We start from the raw sequence: 22,744 nt of genomic DNA, 5'->3' as shown, positions 1-22,744 counted from the left end.
TCTCCACCCAATCTCCACACAACCTCCAAGCCGCACGCCTCCTCGTGGCGAAACATCGACTCCCGTCGAACCCATCAACGAGGAGCCACCACCGTGTCAGTCATCCTGATCGCCGCCTGCCCACCCATCGGACACGTCGCCCCCCTGCTGAACGTCGCGCGCGACCTCGTCGGCCGCGGCCATGACGTCACCTTCCTCACCTCGGCGCGGCACGCCGACCGGGTCCGTGCCACGGGCGCGACACCACATCCCCTGCCGTTGAGCGCCGACTACGACGACAACTCCTTGGACGATCTGCCCGGACGCGCCGAGACGTCGGGGGTCGCCCGCGTCAACTTCGACGTCAGGCACGTATTCGTCCGACCGTTGCCGTATCAGGCCGCCGCGCTGGACGAACTGATGGCCGTCACGCGGTTCGACGCCATCCTCGCCGACGCCTTCTTTCTCGGCATTCTTCCAATGCTGTTGGACGACAATGCCTCCCGGCCGCCGGTGCTCACCTACACGACGACGCCGCTGTTCCTGTCCAGCCGGGACACCGCACCCGGTGGCACCGGCATGCTGCCGGGCACGGGTGCGCTGGGACGCCTACGCAACCGCGCGCTGAACGTCGTTGCCCAGAAGGTCCTGCTGCGCGCCTCCCATCGCGCCGCCGAGACCATGCTCGAGGCGCTGATCTTGCCGAAACTGCCCGTCTTCCTGCTCGATTCGGCCATCCTCGCGGATCGACTGATCGTTCCCACCATTCCGGAATTCGAATACCATCGCAGCGACCTGCCCGAGCACGTGCGGTTCGTCGGTGCAGTAACCCCCGAGCCGGCCAACGGCTTCGTCCCGCCGCCGTGGTGGCACGAGCTCACCGGCGACCGTCCGGTCGTCCACGTCACGCAGGGCACCATCGACAACGCCGACCTCGGCCGGCTGATCGAACCGACCATCGAGGCGCTGGCCGACGAGGACGTGACCGTCGTGGTGAGCACCGGCGGGCGACCAGTCTCGCAGCTGCGCGGGCCGGTGCCCTCGAACACCTTCGTCGCGGAGTACATCCCCCACGACGTGCTCCTGCCGCTAGTGGACGTGATGATCACCAACGGTGGCTACGGCGCGGTGCAGCGGGCACTGATGACCGGAGTCCCGTTGATCGTGGCAGGCAACACCGAGGACAAGCCCGAGGTGGCCGCACGCGTCGAATGGTTCGGCGCCGGAGTGAATCTGAGGACCGGTGTCCCAACCGCGGGTGTGGTGCGGCGCGCGGTACGGGAGGTACTCGAAGACGACGCCTACCGCACCGCCGCGCGAAACCTTCAGCAGGCCTACGCCCGTCGTGACGGTGTCGCCGAAGTCGCCGCCCTGCTCGACGAAGTCATCGCCGAACGCGCGGCCGCGCAAGGTCCCGCCAATTCTGCATGCTGGTGGTGAATTCCGGTACGAACCGTCACATCGTTGAAACAGCCACAGCGGATGCTGGAGGCATGACGCGAGACGACATCACGAACCAGATCATCGAGGCCCGGCTGGTGAAGGGCCTCACCTGGCAACAGCTCGCCGACGCGGTCGACCGCCCCGTGGTGTGGACGACGTCGGCCATGAGCGCGATCAACTTCAGCATCGACGTCGAGCGGAAACCGCATCCCGGCGGCGACCGCGTCGTGGTGACGTTGGACGGCAAGTTCCTCGGCTATGAGTGGAACTCCGCACCCGAGTGAACCGAGTGCACGCCGGCAGTCGAGAGCTAGGCGCTCTTGTCGCGACGCTCGGTGCGCGGGGGCTTGCGGGGCACGATCGTCGGGAGCACGTTGTCCTCGACGGTCTCCTTGGTCACGACGACCTTGGCGACGTCGTCCCGGCTGGGGATGTCGTACATCACCGGGAGCAGGACTTCTTCCATGATGGCACGCAGACCGCGGGCGCCGGTGCCCCGGTGGATGGCCTGCTCGGCGATGGCATCCAATGCGTCGGGAGTGAACTCCAGCTCCACGCCGTCCATCTCGAACAGCCGGTTGTACTGCTTCACCAGGGCGTTCTTCGGCTCCGACAGGATGGTGACCAACGACTCCTTGTCGAGGTTCGTCACCGACGCCACGACCGGAAGGCGGCCGATGAACTCCGGGATGAGCCCGAACTTGATCAGGTCCTCGGGCATGACCTCGGCGAAGTGGTCCTGGGTGTCGATCTCGGCCTTCGAGCGGACCTCGGCGCCAAAGCCAAGGCCACGCTTGCCAACCCGGTCGGACACGATGCGCTCCAGGCCGGCGAACGCACCCGCCACGATGAACAACACGTTCGTGGTGTCGATCTGGATGAACTCCTGATGCGGGTGCTTGCGGCCGCCCTGGGGCGGCACCGACGCCTGCGTGCCCTCAAGGATCTTCAGCAGCGCCTGCTGCACGCCCTCACCGGACACGTCGCGCGTGATCGACGGGTTCTCGCTCTTGCGGGCGATCTTGTCGACCTCGTCGATGTAGATGATGCCGGTTTCGGCGCGCTTGACGTCGTAGTCGGCCGCCTGGATCAGCTTGAGCAGGATGTTCTCGACGTCCTCACCGACATAGCCGGCTTCGGTCAGCGCGGTGGCGTCGGCGATCGCGAACGGGACGTTGAGCATCTTGGCGAGCGTTTGCGCGAGGTAGGTCTTACCGCAACCGGTGGGGCCGAGCATCAGGATGTTCGACTTGGCCAGCTCGACGGGTTCGGCCCGCGAATCGCGGGACTTCTCCTGTGCCTGGATGCGCTTGTAGTGGTTGTAGACCGCGACCGCGAGGGTGCGCTTGGCGGTGTCCTGTCCGATGACATAGCCCTCGAGGAATTCGCGGATCTCGGCAGGCTTGGGCAGCTCGTCGAGTTTGACGTCGTCGGCGTCGGCGAGTTCCTCTTCTATGATCTCGTTGCACAGATCGATGCACTCGTCGCAGATGTACACGCCGGGTCCGGCAATGAGTTTCTTGACCTGCTTCTGACTCTTCCCGCAGAAAGAGCACTTCAGCAGGTCACCGCCGTCTCCGATGCGCGCCATTGTCGTGCGGCCCTACTTTCCTGATCGCCGTCGGTAAGTCTGGGTTGGGTGGTTCACCTCGGGTGTGGACCCGACGCTACCCGTATGTTCCGGCACCTTGCGACCGATAAAGCCGATTCGCGCCGTTGATATTTGCCTGCGTTGATGGAGAACATATCTCCTGCCATCGCCAGCGACCCTCCGGAACGCACCTCGCGCCACTGGCGTGTCGCCGTCGCAACCAACATGAGACGTTCTGCGACCACCGTACTCGCGCCCAGCGAGGCGCGACCGGCACGAATCTCGCGGGGCGCGGCGGTTGATCAGGCGGGCTGGGCGGACAGTTTGCGGTACTCCAGCACCGTGTCGATGATGCCGTAGTTCTTGGCCTCCGCCGCGGTGAGGATCTTGTCGCGGTCGGTGTCCTTGCGGATGACCGCGGCGTCCTTGCCGGTGTGGCGGGCCAACGTCGTGTCCATCAGCGTGCGCATGCGCTCGATCTCGGCGGCCTGGATCTCCAGGTCGGAAACCTGGCCCTGGATCGCCCCGCCCACCGCGGGCTGATGGATCAGGATCCGCGCATTGGGCAGTGCCAGCCGCTTGCCCGGCGTGCCCGCGGCGAGCAGCACCGCGGCGGCCGACGCGGCCTGGCCGAGGCAGACGGTCTGAATGTCGGCGCGGACGTACTGCATGGTGTCGTAGATCGCCATCAGCGAGGTGAACGAGCCACCCGGCGAGTTGATGTACATGGTGATGTCGCGGTCGGGATCCAGCGACTCGAGCACCAGCAGCTGCGCCATGATGTCGTTGGCCGAGGCATCGTCAACCTGCACGCCGAGGAAGATGATGCGCTCCTCGAACAACTTGTTGTACGGGTTGGACTCCTTCATGCCGAAGCTGGAGTGCTCGATGAACGACGGAAGGATGTAGCGCGCCTGAGGTTGCGTCATGAGGCACTCCCGTTGAAGTTGGCGTGGGTGATGATGTGGTCGACGAAGCCGTATTCGAGCGCTTCGGGAGCCGTGAACCAGCGGTCGCGGTCCGCGTCGGTCTCGATGCGATCGAGAGTCTGACCGGTGAACTCGGCGTTGAGCCGGTTCATCTCCTTCTTGGTGAGCGCGAACTGCTCGGCCTGGATCGCGATGTCCGCGGCGCTACCGCCGATGCCAGCGCTGGGCTGGTGCATCATGATGCGCGCGTGCGGTAGGGCGTAGCGCTTGCCCCTGGTTCCTGCGGCGAGCAGGAATTCACCCATCGATGCAGCGAGGCCCATCGCGTACGTCGCGACGTCGCATGGCGCGAGCACCATCGTGTCGTAGATGGCCATGCCCGCCGTGACTGATCCGCCGGGCGAATTGATGTAGAGGTTGATGTCCTTGGTGGGGTCCTCGGCGGACAGCAGCAGAATCTGCGCGCAGAGGCGATTGGCGATGTCGTCGTCGACCTGGGTTCCCAGGAAGATGATCCGCTCGGCCAGCAACCGCTCATAGACGGAATCGATGAGGTTGAGCCCCGACGCGCCCGAACGCATGTCAGTCACGGCTGAAATACCTGCTTTCTCGAGTTTGCGTACTCGTTTCAACTGACACTAACCAAACCTGCGCGGCGAGCACTCCTCGGACGAGGGGCGTTCGCTCACAGCGTCACTTGGATTCGTCGGCCTCGACCTCGTCGGCATCGTCGTCGCCGGCATCCTCGGCGTCTTCGATGGCGCCCTCGACCTCGTCGGTCGCGGGCGGCGTGGACGGTCCGAAGAACTCCGTGGTGTCGACTTCGTTGCCCTCGGAGTCGGTGACGGTCGCACCGTGCACCACGACGGCGATGGTCAGGCCGCGTCGGACGTCGGCGAACATGGCGGGCAGCTGGTTGTTCTGCTGCAGCACCTGCAGGAGCTGCTGCGGCTCGATGCCGTACTGCCGGGACATGAGCACCAGTCGCTCGGTGAGGTCGTTCTGGCCGACCTGGATGTCCAGCTTGTCGGCGATGGCGTCCATCAACAGCTGGGTCTTGACGGCCTTCTCCGCGTTGGAGCGGTTGTCGGCGTCGAACTCCTCGCGGGTGCTGCCCTCGGCGACCAGCGCTTCCTCGAACTTGGTCTCGTCGTGGTCGAGGCCGTGGATGGCGTTGTGCACGGTGTCGTCGACCTGCGCCTGAACGATCGCCTCGGGCAGGGGCACCTCGACCTGCTCGAGCAGGGCCTCCAATGCCTTGTCGCGGATCTGCTCGGCCTGGCCGACGCGCTTCGTCTGGCGCACCTGCTCGACGAGGCTTTCCTTGAGTTCGTCGATTGTGTCGAATTCGCTTGCAAGCTGGGCGAATTCGTCGTCGGGCTCGGGAAGCTCGCGTTCCTTGATGGACTTGACGGTGACGGTGACCTGAGCCTCCTGGCCGGCGTGATCACCGGCGACCAGCGTGGTCGGGAAGACGCGGGTCTCATCGGCTACGAGGCCCTTGATCGCGTCGTCGAGACCGTCGATCAGCTGACCCGAGCCGACCTCGTGCGACAGGCCCTCGGTCTTGGCCTCGGGAACGTCCTCGCCGTCGACGGTCGCCGACAGGTCGATCGAGACGAAGTCGCCGTCCTCAGCGGCCCGGTCGACACCCGTCAGCGTGCCGAAGCGGGCGCGCAGGTTCTGCAGCTCGGCGTCGACTTCTTCATCGGTGACCTCGATCGCGTCGACCGAGAACGCCAGCGTCGACAGCTCGGGCAGCTCGATCTCGGGCCGGACGTCGACCTCGGCGGTGAACTTCAGGTCCCCGCCGTACTCCTTGTTCGTCACCTCGATCTCGGGCTGCCCGAGGGGCTGCACGTCCGAGCTCGCGAGGGCCTCGCTGTAGCGGGCAGGGACGGCCTCGCCGACGACCTGGTCCAACATGGCCTGCTTGTCGACGCGCGACTCCAGCAGCTTGACCGGAACCTTGCCTGGCCGGAAGCCTGGCATGCGGATCGTCTTGGCCATTTCCTTGAACGCCTGGTCGAAGTCACCCTTCAACTCGGTGAAGGGCACCTCCACGTTGATGCGAACCCGGGTGGGGCTCAACTTCTCGACGGTGCTCTTCACTGCTGCGCTCCTTGCATGTCTGTGTCGTTCGTTCGAGGGGTGTTCGTGTTCCGGTCGGGGTGACAGGATTTGAACCTGCGGCCTTCCGCTCCCAAAGCGGATGCGCTACCAAGCTGCGCTACACCCCGTGCTTCACTGCCGAGATACTACGGGCTTAGCTTCCGACGACATCAATTGGATTTGACTACGTCGGCGCCGGTACAGTCTCGAAGTGCAGTGCTAACGCGGGCGTAGCTCAATGGTAGAGCCCTAGTCTTCCAAACTAGCTACGCGGGTTCGATTCCCGTCGCCCGCTCCACCAGGTCGTCGTGAGGTGAGCCCGTCGTAGTGGTCCAGTTGTTGTGCGACTCTGTTGCCCGAGTGTTCGGGCAGGAAGAATCGACGACGACATGGCATCGAACAAGCGCCGGCGGCATACGCCGGATCAGATCATTCGCAAGCTCGCCGAGGGCCACAAGCTCCTCGCCGGCGGTCAGGCACTCGACGAGGTGTGCCGGCATCTGGAGATCGCTGAGTCGACGTGGCATCGCTGGCTTGCCCAGTACGGCGGCATGAAGGCGAACGAGGCCAAACGGCTCAAAGAACTCGAGTCGGAGAACTCCCGGTTGAAGAAGCTGGTCGCCAACCAGGCCCTCGACATTGACATGCTCAAGGACCTTTCGGCGGGAAACTTCTAACCCCGAACCGCAAGCGCCGCGCCGTCCAGGTGCTGCGCGACCGGTTCGGGGTATCCGAACGCCGAGCGTGCACGGTGGTGGGCATCCACCGCTCCACGATGCGCCTGACGCCACCGCCGATCACCGAGGAGGAGGCCGAGTTACGTGCCTGGCTGCGCCGGTTTTCCACCGACCGGCCTCGCTGGGGGTGGCGGCGCGCAGCCAAGATGGCCCGCCGAGCTGGCTGGCAGGTCAACAACAAGAGAATCCGTCGTCTGTGGCGTGAGGAGGGTCTGCGGGTCCCGCAACGCCGCAAGAAGAAGCGTCTGACCGGTATCGGTGTCGCCGTGGGCGCGATGTCACCGATCCGTCCGAATGTGATCTGGGCGATGGACTTTCAGTTCGATACCACCGCCGATGGCCGCACCATGAAGATGTTGAACGTGATCGACGAGTTCACCCGCGAAGCGCTCGCGATCGAAGTCGACCGCTCCATCGACGCCGACGGTGTCGTCGAGGTCTTGGATCGCCTGGTCCTCGCCCACGGGGCGCCCTACTACGTGCGCTTCGACAACGGTCCCGAGTTCGTGGCGCACGCGGTCAGTGATTGGTGCCGATTCAACGGTGCCGGTTCGCTTTTCATCGATCCCGGTTCGCCGTGGCAGAACGCCTGGATCGAATCGTTCAACGGTCGGCTACGTGATGAACTGCTCAACTCGTGGCGCTTCTACTCGCTGCTGGAGGCTCGCGTGATCATCGAAGATTGGCGCTGCGACTACAACGCCAACAGGCCGCACTCCGCCCACGGCGAACGCACTCCAGCCGAGTTCGCTCTACAGTGGACCACGACCCACCAACCCCAAGTCGCATAGCGACTGGACCACCAAACGGGTCCCCCTCAGTCGCGTCGACGCAGGCCAGGGTCGAATGACGCGTCGGCCCACCGTCCATAGACGGTGAGCCGACGCCCGAAAACTCACACGCACTTGGTGTCGATCACGTAGCTTCCGGGACCCGACCGCTGCTTGGCCCCCTGCTGCGCCTCGGTCTTGGTCGCGCCGTGCCAGCCGTAGTAGGTGCCGCCATTTCCCTGCGCCAACGCAACGCACCCGTTCTTCGACCAGGCCAACAGCTGGCATGCTCCGGCACGTTCGTTGCACGCAAACATCGATCGACCGACGGCGGCGTCCTTGTTCTCGTTGATCCCGAAGGCGTAGTGCCGGTAGGAGGGCGAGTAGGAAAGAGCGACGTACTTGTCGGAGGCCGCGGCGGCCGGCGCCGTGGAGCCGAGTACGCCGGTGACGGCTGCGGCGGCGAGCATGCTGGCGACGATGGCCCGGCGGCGCGGGGTGGTGAGGTTGGTGGTCACGCTGGTCTCCTTGGGTAATCGCGGCCCTCTTGGGCTGCGTTCACCGAATAGGGAAGCGAGCGAATCCGTTTCGCACACTTTTTCTCCGCTCGATCTTGCGCACCTGTTTTTCGGGCCAAGGACGCCTCGCCCACGGGGTGGGCCACTCGCGAGAACGCCGCCGCCGCCGGCTACCAGCCGTATGACCCACGTTCACCCGCCGCGACCGCGGAGAAGCCGGACAGCTCCGACACTGACACTTCTACGTCAGACGTCCGCGCCGGCGGCTCCGTGTCCAGCCGCTCGAATGACGGGACGTCAGGGGCCGAGGCGTACCCACCCTTGACGGCGGTCGTGAGCGCCTGCGAGAAGGTGTGTGCACTCGCCCGGGTATGCGAGTAGGTGGCGGAGATCTCGATGTTGACGAGGCTGAGGGGTCTTTAGAAGAGGTAGGGATGAAGTTGCGTAGTCGTCCCGCCGTTCCCGGGTCCTTGGTTGGCAACGGTCGCAGACCCCGTGGCCGGAGTGCTCAGCTACTTGGTACCGGATGACGACGATCATCGAAAGATGTAGTGATCTTGGCAGCTATGCAGTTACCGTCCTAGGTGGACGCACTGACGCTCACCGTGTGAGCACTAGGGGGTACTCATGGCAAAGCACCGGATGACGAAGTCGCGTCGCGCGCGCAAGGCCGTTCTGGCCGGCGCGGCCGCTGCGGGGATCTCCAGCGCACTGGTTCTGGGGCACGCAACGAACACCACCGCCGCCAGCTCCGCGGTCGAATTGGCCAACACCGTGATCGGCGTTGGGGGCCTCGGCGATAACACTGGTGTTCGCCTGCCGAACAAGCTGAGCGGAACTGTCGTGCCCGCGGGCTACCAGTACGCCGGATTGCAGTACGACTCCGGGCTCAATCTGGCGGCCAGCCGCGATGCCGGCACACCGCTGCTCAACCAGGCAATCGTCGACACGTATGCCACGGAACCGTTGATCGTCGTCACGGCCTATTCGGCGGGGACACTGACCGTGGAGCAGGTGCGACGCAACCTACAGCAACTCGATCCGTCCCTGGCCCCGTTGCCCACTCAGCTCAGCTTCGTCCAGATCGCAAATCCCTTCGCTCCCAATGGCGGCTTGTTTCAACGCTTCCCCGGCATCGCGATTCCAGGCCTCATCGACGCGATGTGCCCCGGCCAGGCGACGAGGTACGACACGACCTACATCGCGAACGAGTACGACCCCTACGGCGACTTCCCCGCGTACTTCAACCCGCTATCACTGCTCAACACCGTTCTGTCGCTCCGGTATTCGCATCCGGACGAGGCCTATGACCCGCTAGTGCCCGGTACCAGCCCCGCCTACGTGACTCAGGTTCACAACACCGCCGGCGGTACCGACACCTACGTTCTCTACTACAGGGCTCTCCCGCTGCTCGGACCACTGCGGGAATTGGCAAGGCAGACAGGGACTTCCCCCTTCGCCGAACCCTTCATCAGCGCCGTGGAACCGCTGCTTCGCCTATTGGTCGACATGGGCTACACCGATCGTGTGAACGCCGATCCAGCGACACCCATCGCGTTCTCGCTGATCGTCCCGCCGCAGAACGTCATCGGGGCCTTCCTCGGGCTGCCCGGAGCGATCAGCCAGGGCGTAACCAATCTGTTGTCGGGCGGGACTGCGCCCACCACGCTGCCCGATCCGCTCGGCAACCTGGTGCCTGCCGCGCCGACACCGTTGGTCGCACCACAAATCCAGGGCGCCCAATCGCGAATGACGCTGGTGGGCAACGAGAACTCGCCGACACCGACGGCGTCGTCCGTTCCAACGGCCACCCCGACCGTCACGCCGGATTCGAGCGTCGCCACGGGCACCGAGTCGACGTCGTCCACTCCGTCGTCGACAGCTTCGGCCACTCCGTCGTCGACAGCTTCGGCCACTCCCCCCACGACGGCGTCGAACCCGCCCTCGACGACATCGCGTCCCGGGCCGACCGGCGACGGTCTGCATCCGACCGTGACCTCCGACGGCAACATGGCCGTCCCCGGCGGCGGAACCGACCCGGCGGGTCCGGCGACCGGCGGCGCGACCACCACGACGACGACGGGTACAAACGGATCGACCACGGGGACCGGTGCCGGCGAGTCCGGTGGCGACGATGGAGCCGGAGAAGCCAACGCCGCCTAACTAGCTGACGTTGAGGGTGACAGTCGCAATCGCGCTGTCGACGGTCCCGTCGTTGACCTGTTAGGTGAATTAATCGGTGCAGTTGTAGTTGGCGGCCGGCGCGTAGGTGAAGGCACCGTCCGAGCGAGGCTCGAAGGTACCGTTGGCCGTCCATGGGCGGAAATGCAGTAGTCGCCGCTCGACGAGCGTCGGCACGGCCCACTACCAGGGTGTGGTCGGCAGATCGCCATCGCCCATGACTCCCTCGGGACTAAGTCACCGACCGTCGACACGGCCGTCGGGTCGGCCTACCGTAAAGTCACCAACTGTTGACATCTGTCGGCGAGGGAGCCCATCGTGAGCCGTCCAACACAGGCCCGCACTACGTCCACCGCGCGCCACCGATACCCCGCCGCGGGCGGTGCTGCGCCGCGCTGGCTCTGCCTCGTCGTCGCTTCCGTGACGGTCGCGTCGGCAACCGCTCTACCAAACCCGCTGACGCCCAATGCCCTTAGCATCGTTGACTCCACCCGGGTGGCACTGGCCGCCCAGTCGACCCGACTCACGCCACCGCCAGCACTACAGCCAGTGCTCGCCGCCCCCGGAAGCACCCTGTTCGATCCTCGGGTCAATCCCGTCTTGGCGCACGTCTCCAGCGCGATCTACGTACAGCTGTTCGCCGCGTTCGGAGACCCGCAGCAACGAGAGGTGCTGACCGACTTCTTCCACGGCGGGATCGCCGGCGTACTGAAGAAGCAGGCGACGTCGCGACTGAAGAGCCCCGACCAGACCCAGATCCTCGACGACTTCTTCGAGGGCGGGGTGTTCCAGTCGGAGGCGCACCGATTCTTTCAACTGTTCGCCGACGCCGATCAGCATCAGTTCATCAGCGATTTCGTCACTGGAGGTCTGGTCCAGGTCGTGCGGAACAGATTGCTCGACGGAACCAACGACCCCGACCAGCGCGCGGCCATCATCGCGTTCTTCCCCGACGAGGTCACCGACTACCGCGGCGGACCCATCGCCGTCGTGCAACGGCGACTCATTGCGGCCGCCAAGGGAAATCCCGTCGCCATCGGTCTGGTGAACGGAATCTTCGAGAACCCCGCCGTCGTGGCGGTTCAGCACCTGATCGGAGGCGGGCCGCTGATCGGGACACCGCTCAGCGAGCTGCCACCGATCACCCCGGACGCGGCGGTCGCTCCCCCGCATGCCGTGACGGTGTCAGAACCGGCCCCGACGATGCCCGAAAGGCCGGTCGCACAACGTCTTTCCGAGCAAGAGGCCACACCCAAGCCCGTAGCTGACGTCGAACCCAAGAACACGTCGGACACCGATGTCATGAAGACCGGCAACAAGGTCGAGCCAGCCGATGTCGCAGACACGACGCATCCGAAACCGAACGCCAACGACATGGAGGCCCCCGGTCCGGCAGCCGAAACCGAGCCGACCGCAGTCGCACCGCCGAACGATGCCGGGACCGGGACCGACAGCTAGGTCAGAATGACGAGGTGACCCTCGACCTCGCCACCGCCCACCGCATCATCGCCGCCGCCCACGCCGAGGCGGTCGAGCGGTCGATCCTGGTGTCGGCCGGCGTCGTCGACTCGGGCGGGCACCTCATCGCCTTCGGCCGGATGGACGGCGCCGAGATCGCCGGCCCAGTGCTGGCGATCGACAAGGCCTACACGGCGGTCGCCAACAGCATCTCCACCGCCGAACTCGCCGTCCTCGCCGCACCCGGCGGCGAACTGTTCGGCTTGCACGCCAACGCCGGTGGCCGCTTCGTCATCTTCGGCGGCGGGGTGCCGATCACGTCCGAGGGCCGAATCGTAGGAGCGGTCGGCGTCAGCGGTGCCAGCGCCGAGGACGACGCTGCGTGCGCCGAGGCCGGGGTGCGCGCCCTTGCCTGAGAAGGCCCTCATCCGACCCGGTCGACGCACTTTCCTGTCGGTACGCTGGACGCCATGAACAGCTTTCTGCTGGTGCTCATCGTTGTCCTCGTCGCCGTGATCGGTTTCGCCGTCTACGCCTCGTCCAAGGCGTCCGGCAAGCGCAACGCCGCCTCACTGGAGGACGCGAAGGCCGACGCGCGCCGCACCATCGACCGCCTCGGCGGCCAGGTGTTCAGCCTGACCGGAACCGACGACGCCTCGCGTCAGGCCCTCGCCGACGCGTCCGAGCGGTTCACCGCAGCGGGGTCGCAGATCGAGCAGGCCACCACCGCCAAGCAGGCGCAGCTCGCCAAGGAGAGCGCGATGGAGGGCCTGTACTACGTCCGCGCGGCACGAGTCGCGATGGGCATGGATCCCGGACCCGAACTCGAGACGCTCTCGGGCCAGAATTCGGCCGGCACCGTCACCGAGGATCGCCGCGTGCAGTACGAGGGCCGCGACATCGAAGCCTCGCCGACGCCGTCGGAACGCACCCCGAACTACTACCCGGGTGGACGCGTCGCAGGCCGTCCCGTGCCCGCCGGCTGGTACTCCGAGCCGTGGTGGAAGCCGGCTCTGGTGGCAGGCGCCTGGGGCGTCGGCTCGGTACTGCTGTTCAGCGCGATGTTCTCCGGTATGGGCGGCGTCGGATATGACGCCCAGGGCTTCGAGAACGGCTACGGCGACGGGTTCCAGGACGGCATGGACCAGGGTCAGCTCGACGGCGGAGGCGGCGACGGCGGCGGAGACGGCGGCGGCGGTTGGGATGGCGGCGGAGGCGACGGCGGCGGCTGGGGCGGCGACAGTGGCGGCGGCGGTTGGGACTTCGGCGGCGGTGGCGACTTCGGTGGCGGGGACTTCGGCGGCTTCTAGAGCCGGCTCTCCTTCTCGCTAAACGTCGCCAACGAGACTTGTCGTACCCCTCTGTGATGATGACGTCATGTCTTCGACCGCACCCGTTCTCGCTCCCTGTGAGCGGTTGGAGGTGCTGTTCGAGGAGTTGGCGGAGTTGACCGGTCAGCGCAATGCGATCGATGGCCGCATCGTGGAGGTCGTGGCCGAGATCGACCGCGACGAGTTGTGGGGTGCCACCGGGTGCCGCTCGGTTCCGGCGTTGGTGGCCTGGAAGACCGGAGTGACCCCGGCCAACGCGGAGACCATCGCCACGGTCGCGCACCGGCTCGAGGAGTTCCCCCGCTGCGCGGCCGACATGAGAGAGGGCCGGCTGTCCCTGGATCAGGTCGGCGTCATCGCCGGCCGCGCCGCCGCAGGTTCTGATGAGCACTACGCCGAGCTGGCGGCCAGTGCCACGGTCAGCCAGCTCCGCACCGCGGTCAAGTGGGAACCCCGACCCGACCCCGAACCCTCACCCGACCCCGACCCGGATCCCGATGCCGATGCCGAGCCCGAGCCTCGCCCCGAACCGCCGCGGTCGTTCAGCAAGACCGAGGACGAGGAATCCACCACCTGGCGGATCACCCTGCCCCACGCCGAGGCCGCGACGTTCGACGCGGCGGTGCAGTCGCACACCGACGCCCTGATCGCCCAGTGGAAACGCGACCACCCCGACGGCGCCGGGGGGCAGTGCCCGCCGGTGCCGAGCACCATCGACGGGTTCCTGAGCCTGATCGAGGCGGGGTGGGACGCCGACGTGGCGCGGCGCCCGCACGGACAGCGCACCACCGTGGTGGTCCATCTGGACGTCGAGCAGCGCATCGCGGCGCTGCATCTGGGTCCGCTGCTGTCTGACGCCGACCGCCGCTACCTGACCTGTGACGCCACCTGCGAGGTCTGGTTCCAACGCCACGGCCAGCCGATCGGGGCGGGCCGCGAGACCCGGCTGATCAGCCGCCGGCTGCGTCGGGCGTTGGAGCACCGTGACCGCTGCTGCGTGGTCCCCGGCTGCGGGGCCACCCGCGGTCTGCACGCCCACCACCTGCAGCACTGGGAGGACGGCGGGCTCACCGAGCTGGCCAACCTGGTCCTGGTGTGCCCCCACCACCACCGCCTCCATCACCGGGGGATCATCACCCTCACCGGACCCGCCCACCACCTCGTCGTCACCGACGCCCAGGGCCGAACGCTCACCGCGGGATCGCTGGCCCGCCCACCAACCCGACCCCCACCACGGGTCGCGCCCTGTCGCGGACCGACCGGCGAACGCGCCGACTGGTGGTGGTACCAACCCTTCCAGCCGGAATCACCCGTGAGCAGGAGCTAGAGCCGGCTCTCCAACCGGGCTGACACGCCAGCCTCCTGCAGGTCGAGTCTTTCGAGCATCGCGCGGGCGGCTTCGTCTTCGATCCGACCCTCGTCGCGTTCGGCGATGAGGGCGGCTCGCTGGGCCCGCAGCACCTCCAGATACAGCGATGCGAAGACCTCGGCGCGCAACGTGTGCGTCGCCGGGTCGGGCATCTCGTCGGCATCCTGTGAGTGCCTGGCGACAATGCTGCGGATCTCGGCCGACACGCGCGGATCCAGCCCCTCCGGCGGATTGGCCCGGAACTCGGCGAGCACACTGTCGGCCGCGTCGTACACGACGCGTTCGGCCTTCAGCGTCTGCTCCCGCTCGTAGGCGACTTCGTCCTCCGACAGGTGCAACCGGCTGATCAGCAGGGGCAGGGTGGCGCCCTGGATCAACAACGTGCCGACGCTGACCACGAACGCGATGGCCTGAATGGTGGCGCGCTCGGGAAACGGTTCCCCTGCCGCCGTGGTGACGGGGATGGCCGCGGCCGCGGCCAACGTCACCACTCCGCGCATGCCGGTCCACGACACCACGACGTTCTCCTGCCACGTCAACGATCGCCGGTCGATGACCGAACGCCACTTGCCCGGCGGCTTGGCGCGCCGACGGGTGCCCAGCGCGCCCCGACCACCGCTCGCGGGGATCGGCACGCTGAGCCGGTTCTCGACGTGGTCGGACAGCTTGCTGCGACCAAACATCGCCAGCACCGAAAGGGGTCGGATCAACATGACCAGGGCCAGCACGATCAACGAGGCGACCGCGACCTCACCGAGGGATTCGTGCGCCTCGCGCAGGTCCTCGAGCACGAACCGCAGGTGCAGACCGATGTAGGCGAACACGAACGCCTCCAGGAGCACGTCCACCGAATTCCACACGTATCGCTCCTGCAGCCGGGTCTGATACCCGGCGCCGAGGGTGCCGTTGCCGACGACGAAACCCGCGACGACGACGGCCAGCACCCCCGAGGCATGCAACTCCTCGGCCATGATGAACGCCGCGAACGGCACCACCAGACCCTGGACGGTCTCCAACCCGGGGTTGGCCAGCCGCCTGCGGATCCACAGCGTCACGAATCCGAGCGCCGCACCGACGATCGGGCCCAGCACGGCGCTGTACCCGAACAGCAGGAATGGGTTGCCGATGAACGTGTGACTTCCCGCCACCTGAGCCACTGCAATGGAGAACAGCGTCAGGGCGGCGGCATCGTTGATCAGGCTCTCCCCGGTCAGGATTGCCATCACCTTCTTCGGCAGCCCCAGTTTGCGTCCGACCGCGACGGCCGTCACGGCGTCGGGCGGCGCCACGATGGCACCGAGGATCAGCGCCGTGCCGAAGGTCAGAGGTACCACCACCAACCACGACGAGACCGCGGCCACGGCGAACGCGGTCACCACGACCAGCCCGACACCCAGGCCGAGGATCGGTCGGATGTTCCGCAGGAACGTCGGGAACGAGAAGTCCAGCGCCGCCGAGTACAGCAGCGGCGGCAACACCACCGTCAGCAGGATGTGCGAGTCGAGTTCGGGCGCCTCGAAACCGGGCAGGAACGACACCGCGATGCCGATGAGGACGATGATGAGCGCCGGTTCGAGCCCCCGTCGGTGCGCGATGGCAGTGACGACGATCGCCCCGACGACGACGAGGATGAGTTCCACCCGCTGATTGTCCCGTCAAAGCGCCGGCGATGCGCGCCACTCATTCTTGGCAGGTGGGACACCAGAACAGGTTGCGCGCCTCCATCACCTCGGTGCGGATCGGCGTGCCGCACACCCGGCACGGTTCACCGGTCCGTCGGTAGACGTAGCTGCGCGGTCGGCCGGGGCGGCTCGCCGGCGGACCCTTGTCGTCCTCGCGGCGCACGGTGATGATCTTGCCGCGACTGACGCCGACCTTCATCAGGGCGACGAGGTCGGTCCAGGCGGCGTCGAACTCGTCCTCGCCGATGTCCGTGCCGAGCCGGTGCGGCTCGATGCGGTGGCGGAACAGCAGTTCGCTGCGATACACGTTGCCCACCCCGGCGATGACCTTCTGGTCCATCATCAGGGCGCCAATCGGCCTGCGGGACTTGCTGATTCGCACCCAGGCGCGGGACGGATCGGCGGCGCGTCGCAACGGATCGGGTCCTAGTCTGTCGATGATCTCGTCGACCTCGACCTGGTGGATCACCTCGCAGACGGTGGGCCCACGCAGGTCGGTGCCGTACTCGGCGCCGACCATCCGCATCCGCACCTGTCCGACCGGGTCGGGCATCGGTACCGGACGCTCGGTGAACTTGCCGTACAGGCCGAGGTGGACGTGGACGACCGCGCCGCCCTCGTAGTGGTGGAACAGGTGTTTGCCCCAGGCGGTCGCGCTGCGCAACACCCGGCCGCTGACCGCTTCGGCGGCGTCACCGAAGCGGCCCTGCGGGCTGGTAACGATGACCGGCGCCTTGCGAAACCGCTTCTGGTGCAAGCGTGCCAACCGGTGCAGAGTGTGCCCCTCGGGCATCGGCTAGGCGCCTGGCACGGGCGGTGCGACGTGCGTCTTCTCGTACTCGGCGAGGATGTCGATGCGGCGCTGGTGCCGCGGCGCCTCCGACCACGCGGTGGTCAGGAACGCGTCGACGAAGGTAAGGGCGTCGGCGACGGTGTGCATCCGGCCGCCGATGCTCAATACCTGGGCGTTGTTGTGCTGCCGGGCCAGAGACGCCGTCTCGACACTCCAGGCCAGGGCACACCGCACGCCGGGCACCTTGTTCGCCGCGATCTGCTCTCCGTTGCCGGAGCCGCCGATGACGATGCCGAGGCTGTCCGGGTCGGCAAGGGTGCGCTCCGCCGCGGCGATGCAGAACGCCGGGTAGTCGTCCTCGGCGTCGTAGGCGAAGGCACCGCAGTCGACGGGGTCGTCGCCGCTGGACTCGAGGTGTTCGATGACGGCCTGCTTGAGTTCGAAACCGGCGTGATCGGAGCCGAGGTAGACGCGCATGGCGGTCACCTTACTGGGCGACTCAGCCGACCGTGATGGCGTCGAGCCGTTCCTTGATGAAGTCCGACGTGGTGACGGGCGGCAACCCCGCGACCTTCCCGATCGGCGGTTCCAGCGGGGCCACGATCGCGTCATGGTTGGCCTCGTAGAAGTAGATGAGCGAGACCAGATCCTCCTCGGGCGCCTCGGGCTGGGGCGGGAGCACGCGATGCCGACCCGACGGCCATCGTCGCCCGCTCCAGTACTCGAGCAGATCGCCGATGTTCACCGTCAGCGCGTCGGGATCGTACGGGGCGTCCTCCCATCCCCCGACCTCCGAATACACCTGCAGGCCACCGGCTCCCGGTTCACGGTCCAGCACGGTGACGGTGCCGAAGTCGGTGTGCGGACCAATCCGGAACTGCCCGGGCTCCGGTGTCCCGACGACGCTGACGGGCGGGTAGTGGTTGATGTTCATCGTCCAGGTGGGTCGGTTCGCCAGCAGTGCCCACGGATTGGCCGGCATACCCAGCGCACGAGCGAACAGCGCGAGCAGTTCGTCGGAGAGTCGGCGCACCGCGGCGGTGTACTCGGTCACCAGTGCATGCAGGTGCGGGACCTCGGCCGGCCAGACGTTGGGCGCGAACCAGATTCGGTCGACATCGGGATCACCGGTCGCCGTCTCGGCCCCCAGGCTGTAGCTCTCCTTGAGATCGGGCGGCGTCTCGGTGCCCTCGGCGTAGCCGTTGGCCTCGGCACCGGGCCCGATCCAGCCGTGACCGCCGACCGGCACGCCGTAGCGCTGCTTGACGTTCTCGGGTTGCGCAAAGAAGTCCCGGCTGGCCTGGCGCACCGCCCCTGCCAGCCCCTTGTCGACGCCGTGACCGGTGACGAGGATGAACCCCGCCTGCTGCAGACCTTCGTCCACCTCGGCGGCGACCGCGTCGGCGGCCGCTCCCCCCTCATGCCAACGCGAGAGATCAACTGTCGCAATCATCGTCGCCCATCCAGCTTCGCCCACCCGATCATTCCCCGATGTCCTCCAACCACAGCTCCGGCTGCGCCGCGATGAAGTCCGTCATCATCCCGATACAGCGCTGATCTTCGAGAAGCGTGACGGCGACGCCGTTCTCGGCCAGCCAATCATGCCCGCCGCTGAACGTCTGCGCCTCGCCGATGACGATGGCGCCGATGTTGAACTGTCGCACCAGACCACTGCAATACCAGCAGGGCGAGAGCGTCGTCACCATGATCGTTGACCGGTAGTCACGTTGGCGACCCGCTCTGCGGAAGGCGTCGGTCTCCCCGTGTACCGACGGGTCGTCGTCCTGCACCCGCCGGTTGTGGCCGCTGCCCAGCAGGACGCCATCGGCGCGAAAGAGTGCGGCGCCGATGGGAATACCGCCCTCCGCCAAACCCTTTCGAGCCTCCTCGACGGCAACGTCGAGCATTTCCTGCGGCGTCATACGGATGTGGTGGCGAGGGCGCGCTCGGCTGCGATCTTGGAGCGGCAGACCAACAGGTACGCCCCTCCGGCCAGCACGAAGCCGACGAAGAACGTGATGTCCCCGAGTTCCGGTAAGCCCTTCGCCACCAGACCGACGAACTTCTCCTGGTTGGAGAACAGCAGCACCGACACGATGAGCCCGAAGAGGAACGACGCCAACCCACCCCAGTTGGCGTAGGAACGGTCATACAGGTACCCGGCGATCTTCTGGCCGCGCCGCAGGTACTGGTCGGCGAAGACGACGCCCAGCCACGGCCCGATCCAGTAGGCGATGATCAAGAGGAAGGCCTCGTAGCTGTGGGCGGCGTCCGGGAGCGCCCACCAGGCGATCAGGAACCCAGCGACCCCGAAGAACACCGTGACCAGGGCTCGGGCCACGTGCGCGGGCAGCTTGATCCCGATCGTCACGAAAGCCATTGCGCCGGAATAGATGTTGATCGAATTGGCGGCGATGGCGCCGATCGCGATCGCCAGCAGCGTCGCCTTGGCCAGGGGTGAGGCCAGCTCGCTGGTGAACGATCCGGTCGGATCGCCGAGGTTGGCCTCACCGGTGGTCACCGATGCCGCGCCGACGATCTCGAGCACGAAGCACGAGATGAACAGCCCTGCGGACGCGAACATGCCGGTGCGCGCCGTGGAGACGGTCGACGGCAGGTACCGGGTGTAGTCGGCGGCGTACGGGGTCCAGCCCGCCGCGTAGCCGAATGACGTGCCGACCGTGAGCAGGAAGCCGCCCATGCCGCCGACGCCACCGGCGCCCACGGGCGCACCGAGGTCGGCGTGCATGAAGATGGCCGCGGAGGCGGCGATGAAGACCACCGCGAGCAACGGGAACGAGTACTTCTCGAACGCCTGCACCAGGTTGTGACCGAAGAAGGCGAACCCGGTCTGCAGCAGCACGATGATGATCAGGCCCACCAGAGGTCCGAAGCCGAACAGCGTCGAGAGCGCGAAAGCGCCGCTGACACTGTTCGTGGCGAACCAGCCGACGCCGGCGGTCACCGACATCAGCACCGAGGGCACGGCATTGCCCTTGAAGCCGAACGCCATCCGGCCGAGCACCATCTGCGGGACGCCGTGCAGTGGACCGCGCGCGGACAGCAGGAAGTGCGCGATCGCCCCGAGCCCGGTGCCGATTGCAATGCCGACGACCGCTTGCCAGAAGCTCATCCCGAACGCCAGGACCGCCAGCATCCCGACGAAGATCGTCGCGAACTCGAGGTTGGGCGACGTCCACGTCCAGAACAGCTGGCTCGGCTTGCCGTGGCGATCGGCCTCGGCGATGAACTCGTTTCCGCCTGGTTCGACCGCGACGATCTTGTCGCGGTAGGAACCGTCAGTGGTGGGCTCGGCCGTCGTCATGGGTACACCGTCGCCCGAGGTGCGCCTCTCCGCAACCGGAATCGAGCTCTGGATTGACGTCCGAAGGAGCCTCAGCAACGAATCACTGTCATGACCACGACGTCGCACCTGCCCGCAGCCCGGGCCGCAGCCGCCGGATTCCTCGCGGTCACCGCTGCTCTGGGTGCTGGGCACCTGATGGCGGGGGCGCTTCTACTGCCGGCGGCGTCGCCGTTCTTCGCGGTCGGCAACGCCTTCATCGACCGCACACCCACGTCGTTGAAGAACTTCGCCGTGGAGAATTTCGGGACCAACGACAAGCCCGCCCTCCTCATCGGCATGGCTGTGGTGCTTGCGCTCGTCGGTATCGGCGTCGGGCTCATCTCCCGGCGCAGCCCGGTGCCGGGGGTGATCGCCGTGGTGGTCGTAGGACTCGCAGGTGCGCTTGCCGTGCACGAACAATCGACCGGCTCGTTGAGCCTGCTGGCTCCCGCGGCCTCGGTGGTCGCCGGAGTGGGGACGTTCTGGTGGTTGCACCGGCTCGCGCGGCCACGGCCGGCGTCCGTCGAACCCGACGCGGAGCAGGCGCCCCGCGCCTCGCTGGGACGGCGACGCTTCGTGCTCGGATCGGTGGTGGCCGCGCTCGGCGCTCTCGTCGCAGGCGCCGGGGGTGTCGCGTTGACGCGACGGATCGACGTGGCGGCGTCCCGGCGCGGTGTCGGCGCCCTCGTCCCGACGACGCCCGCCCCCGCGATCCCCAACGGCGCGGCCTTCCCCGAACTCGGGACACCGACGTTCATCACGCCCGTGGCGGACTTCTACCGCATCGACATCAACCTCGAGGTGCCACAGCTGCGGGCCGAGGACGCGACGCTGCGCATCTCGGGAATGGTCGACGAGCCGCTCGAGTTCAGCTTCGACGACATCCGTTCGATGTCGTTGGTGGAGAAGACGATCACGATGACGTGCGTCTCGAACGAGGTCGGCGGGCCCTACGTCTCGACGGCCAACTTCATCGGCGTGCCGCTGCTGGACCTGCTCGACCGCGCCGGGGTTAAGGGCGGGGCGCAGCAGTTGGTCGGGCACTCCGCCGACGGTTTCACCCTCGGCACCCCGCTGGACCTCCTGCGCGCCACGGGCAAGGACGCGATGCTCGCGATCGGCATGAACCGGGAACCGCTGTTGCCCGAACACGGTTTCCCGATGCGCACCGTCGTCCCCGGTCTCTACGGGTACGTGTCGGCCACGAAGTGGGTCGAGGAGCTGGAACTGGCGACCTACGACGTCAAGCCGTACTGGGTGGAGAGGGGCTGGGACGGCCAGCCACCCGGCGTCGTCCCCATCAAGATCTCCTCGCGCATCGACGCACCCGGATCGTTCCAACAGGTGTCCGGGCCCGAGGTCACGATCGCTGGCACGGCGTGGGCGCAGGGCCGTGGAATCAGCCGTGTCGAGATCAAGTTCGACTCGACGGACTGGCGCCCCGCCGAACTGGCCACCGAGGTGAATCCCTACACGTGGCGCATGTTCCGGCTGACGACCCCGCTGTCACCCGGGCAGCACACCGTGACCTGCCGCGCCTACGACGGGGACGGCGTGCCCCAAGCGCAGGAACGCCTCCGGCTGATCAACCCCGGGCCCGTGCCGGACGGTTCGACCGGATGGCAGTCGATCATCTTCACCGTCGCCTGACGCTGACCCGAGGCGCGTCAGTCGAACTCGGGCGACTCGTGCCGGGTGCGCTTCAGCTCGAAGAAGTGCGGATACGCCGCGAAGGTCACCGACGCGTCCCACAGCTTGCCCGCCTCCTCGCCGCGCGGGATGCGCGACAGCACGGGGCCGAAGAACGCCACGCCGTTGACGTGGATCGTGGGCGTGCCGACGTCATCGCCGACCGCGTCCATCCCGGCGTGGTGGCTCTTGCGGAGGGTGTCGTCGAACTTCTCGCTGGTAGCGGCTTCGGCGAGCTCGGCGGGCAATCCCACCTCTTCGAGCGACTCGAGGATCACCCAGGAGAAGTCGGGATCGGACTCGCGGTAGCCCTGGTCGTGAATCCTGCTGCCCATAGCGGTATATAGCGGCGCGAGGATCTCACTGCCCCTGGCCTGCTCGGCTGCGATCGCGACCCGGACGGGGCCCCACGCGGTCTTCATCATTTCCTTGTACTCGTCGGGCAGGTCGCGCCCCTCGTTGAGCACCGCAAGGCTCATGACGTGCCACTCGACGTCGATGTCACGCACCTTCTCGACCTCGAGGATCCACCGTGAGGTGATCCAGCACCACGGGCACAGGGGGTCGAACCAGAAACCGGCGACATCCTTCTTGGCCATCATCAGATCCTCTCGGGAGGCACGGGGACAGACTTCCGTCTGGCGTAACCATGCACTCCCCGACTGTGTTCCCGTTTTGCGTCTACTCACCGTCAACGGCGGCCCGCACCGTGTCGAACGCGCCGGCCATCGCGTCGAGCGCAACGATGACGGCCGCTCGGGTCGGCTCGTCGAGATGCGCGGCGCTGCGGGCGACGTGCTCGCCCCAAGGGCCGGT

21 protein-coding genes and 2 tRNA genes are annotated in these 22,744 nt (G+C 66.9%); 10 read left to right on the top strand and 13 right to left on the bottom strand.

Annotation, left to right across the window (positions count from 1 at the left end):
* Window positions 1-93 precede the first annotated feature (93 nt).
* Together QUE68_RS09220 and QUE68_RS09215 are read left to right on the top strand one after the other, a co-directional pair.
* Window positions 94-1,419, top strand: coding sequence for a glycosyltransferase (locus QUE68_RS09220; protein ID WP_286275461.1), 1,326 nt, complete (start codon window positions 94-96; stop codon window positions 1,417-1,419).
* A 53-nt stretch (window positions 1,420-1,472) separates the two neighbouring features.
* The gene (locus QUE68_RS09215; protein ID WP_286275460.1) at window positions 1,473-1,706 is read left to right on the top strand and encodes a cyanase; all 234 of its coding nucleotides are present in this window, start codon (window positions 1,473-1,475) and stop codon (window positions 1,704-1,706) included.
* Window positions 1,707-1,732: 26 nt separating this feature from the next.
* Here QUE68_RS09215 and clpX read toward each other — a convergent pair whose 3' ends face one another.
* From clpX to QUE68_RS09190, 5 genes are all read right to left on the bottom strand, one after another.
* Window positions 1,733-3,013: an ATP-dependent Clp protease ATP-binding subunit ClpX gene (clpX, locus tag QUE68_RS09210; RefSeq protein WP_286275459.1), complete on the bottom strand. Its 1,281-nt coding sequence runs from the start codon at window positions 3,011-3,013 to the stop codon at window positions 1,733-1,735.
* Window positions 3,014-3,315: 302 nt separating this feature from the next.
* Window positions 3,316-3,942 (bottom strand): ATP-dependent Clp protease proteolytic subunit, encoded by a 627-nt coding sequence (locus QUE68_RS09205; protein ID WP_284225688.1) that lies wholly within the window; start codon window positions 3,940-3,942, stop codon window positions 3,316-3,318.
* Window positions 3,939-4,523 (bottom strand): ATP-dependent Clp protease proteolytic subunit, encoded by a 585-nt coding sequence (locus QUE68_RS09200; RefSeq protein WP_284230794.1) that lies wholly within the window; start codon window positions 4,521-4,523, stop codon window positions 3,939-3,941. Before QUE68_RS09200 ends, QUE68_RS09205 begins: the two co-directional genes overlap by 4 nt.
* Window positions 4,524-4,635: 112 nt before the next feature.
* Window positions 4,636-6,054 (bottom strand): trigger factor, encoded by a 1,419-nt coding sequence (gene tig / locus QUE68_RS09195; RefSeq protein WP_286275458.1) that lies wholly within the window; start codon window positions 6,052-6,054, stop codon window positions 4,636-4,638.
* Between the two features lie 54 nt (window positions 6,055-6,108).
* Window positions 6,109-6,182: transfer RNA gene (locus QUE68_RS09190), tRNA-Pro, on the bottom strand.
* A gap of 96 nt (window positions 6,183-6,278) precedes the next feature.
* Between QUE68_RS09190 and QUE68_RS09185 the strand changes: the two genes are divergently transcribed.
* Together QUE68_RS09185 and QUE68_RS09180 are read left to right on the top strand one after the other, a co-directional pair.
* Window positions 6,279-6,352 (top strand) — tRNA-Gly (locus tag QUE68_RS09185).
* Window positions 6,353-6,443: 91 nt separating this feature from the next.
* Window positions 6,444-7,582, top strand: a protein-coding gene (locus tag QUE68_RS09180) for an IS3 family transposase (RefSeq protein WP_286274290.1) whose coding sequence is annotated in 2 segments (ribosomal slippage) — window positions 6,444-6,714 and window positions 6,714-7,582 — 1,140 coding nt in all. Because the reading frame shifts where the segments join, the coding sequence is not laid out codon by codon here.
* A gap of 104 nt (window positions 7,583-7,686) precedes the next feature.
* Here QUE68_RS09180 and QUE68_RS09175 read toward each other — a convergent pair.
* Window positions 7,687-8,079 (bottom strand): DUF4189 domain-containing protein, encoded by a 393-nt coding sequence (locus tag QUE68_RS09175; RefSeq protein WP_284233658.1) that lies wholly within the window; start codon window positions 8,077-8,079, stop codon window positions 7,687-7,689.
* 627 nt (window positions 8,080-8,706) lie between these two features.
* On the opposite strand from QUE68_RS09175, the gene QUE68_RS09170 reads away from it, so the two are divergent.
* The 5 genes from QUE68_RS09170 to QUE68_RS09150 all read left to right on the top strand — a co-directional run bounded on the left by QUE68_RS09170 (window position 8,707) and on the right by QUE68_RS09150 (window position 14,376).
* Complete coding sequence (locus tag QUE68_RS09170) at window positions 8,707-10,242, top strand: PE-PPE domain-containing protein (RefSeq protein ID WP_286275457.1); 1,536 nt, start codon at window positions 8,707-8,709, stop codon at window positions 10,240-10,242.
* A 336-nt stretch (window positions 10,243-10,578) separates the two neighbouring features.
* Window positions 10,579-11,718, top strand: coding sequence for a hypothetical protein (locus QUE68_RS09165; RefSeq protein ID WP_286275456.1), 1,140 nt, complete (start codon window positions 10,579-10,581; stop codon window positions 11,716-11,718).
* Between the two features lie 14 nt (window positions 11,719-11,732).
* On the top strand, window positions 11,733-12,134 hold the full coding sequence (locus tag QUE68_RS09160; RefSeq protein WP_286275455.1) for a GlcG/HbpS family heme-binding protein: 402 nt from the start codon (window positions 11,733-11,735) through the stop codon (window positions 12,132-12,134).
* A gap of 54 nt (window positions 12,135-12,188) precedes the next feature.
* The gene (locus tag QUE68_RS09155) at window positions 12,189-13,028 is read left to right on the top strand and encodes an intermediate filament family protein (RefSeq protein WP_286275454.1); all 840 of its coding nucleotides are present in this window, start codon (window positions 12,189-12,191) and stop codon (window positions 13,026-13,028) included.
* Window positions 13,029-13,095: 67 nt separating this feature from the next.
* Window positions 13,096-14,376: an HNH endonuclease signature motif containing protein gene (locus tag QUE68_RS09150; protein WP_286275453.1), complete on the top strand. Its 1,281-nt coding sequence runs from the start codon at window positions 13,096-13,098 to the stop codon at window positions 14,374-14,376.
* Here QUE68_RS09150 and QUE68_RS09145 read toward each other — a convergent pair.
* The 6 genes from QUE68_RS09145 to QUE68_RS09120 are packed head-to-tail and all read right to left on the bottom strand — an operon-like array spanning window position 14,373 to window position 20,218.
* Entirely contained in the window at window positions 14,373-16,058 is a 1,686-nt protein-coding gene (locus QUE68_RS09145) for a cation:proton antiporter (protein ID WP_286275452.1), read from the bottom strand. The genes QUE68_RS09150 and QUE68_RS09145 overlap by 4 nt on opposite strands.
* A 40-nt stretch (window positions 16,059-16,098) precedes the next feature.
* Window positions 16,099-16,893, bottom strand: coding sequence for an Fpg/Nei family DNA glycosylase (locus QUE68_RS09140; RefSeq protein ID WP_286275451.1), 795 nt, complete (start codon window positions 16,891-16,893; stop codon window positions 16,099-16,101).
* Between the two features lie 3 nt (window positions 16,894-16,896).
* Window positions 16,897-17,370 carry a ribose-5-phosphate isomerase gene (locus tag QUE68_RS09135; RefSeq protein ID WP_286275450.1) on the bottom strand — a complete coding sequence of 158 codons (474 nt, stop codon included), beginning with the start codon at window positions 17,368-17,370 and terminating at the stop codon, window positions 16,897-16,899.
* Window positions 17,371-17,392: 22 nt separating this feature from the next.
* A complete protein-coding gene (locus tag QUE68_RS09130) occupies window positions 17,393-18,346 on the bottom strand; it encodes an isopenicillin N synthase family dioxygenase (RefSeq protein WP_284225673.1) in 954 nt (317 codons plus the stop codon).
* A 28-nt stretch (window positions 18,347-18,374) separates the two neighbouring features.
* Window positions 18,375-18,815, bottom strand: coding sequence for a nucleoside deaminase (locus tag QUE68_RS09125; RefSeq protein WP_284225672.1), 441 nt, complete (start codon window positions 18,813-18,815; stop codon window positions 18,375-18,377).
* On the bottom strand, window positions 18,812-20,218 hold the full coding sequence (locus QUE68_RS09120; RefSeq protein ID WP_284225670.1) for a purine-cytosine permease family protein: 1,407 nt from the start codon (window positions 20,216-20,218) through the stop codon (window positions 18,812-18,814). The genes QUE68_RS09125 and QUE68_RS09120 overlap by 4 nt, the downstream gene beginning before the upstream one ends.
* Window positions 20,219-20,308: 90 nt before the next feature.
* Here QUE68_RS09120 and QUE68_RS09115 point away from each other — a divergent pair, with 90 nt between their 5' ends.
* Entirely contained in the window at window positions 20,309-21,889 is a 1,581-nt protein-coding gene (locus tag QUE68_RS09115; RefSeq protein ID WP_284225668.1) for a molybdopterin-dependent oxidoreductase, read from the top strand.
* A 17-nt stretch (window positions 21,890-21,906) separates the two neighbouring features.
* Here the strand turns inward: QUE68_RS09115 and QUE68_RS09110 are convergent, their stop codons facing one another.
* A complete protein-coding gene (locus tag QUE68_RS09110) occupies window positions 21,907-22,527 on the bottom strand; it encodes a mycothiol-dependent nitroreductase Rv2466c family protein (protein ID WP_284225667.1) in 621 nt (206 codons plus the stop codon).
* Window positions 22,528-22,744: the final 217 nt, after the last annotated feature.

The organism is Mycolicibacterium sp. TUM20985 (genome assembly GCF_030295745.1).
GTDB lineage: Bacteria > Actinomycetota > Actinomycetes > Mycobacteriales > Mycobacteriaceae > Mycobacterium.
Note: the sequence above shows the minus strand (reverse complement) of the source record. Positions and strands in the feature narration are given on the sequence as shown.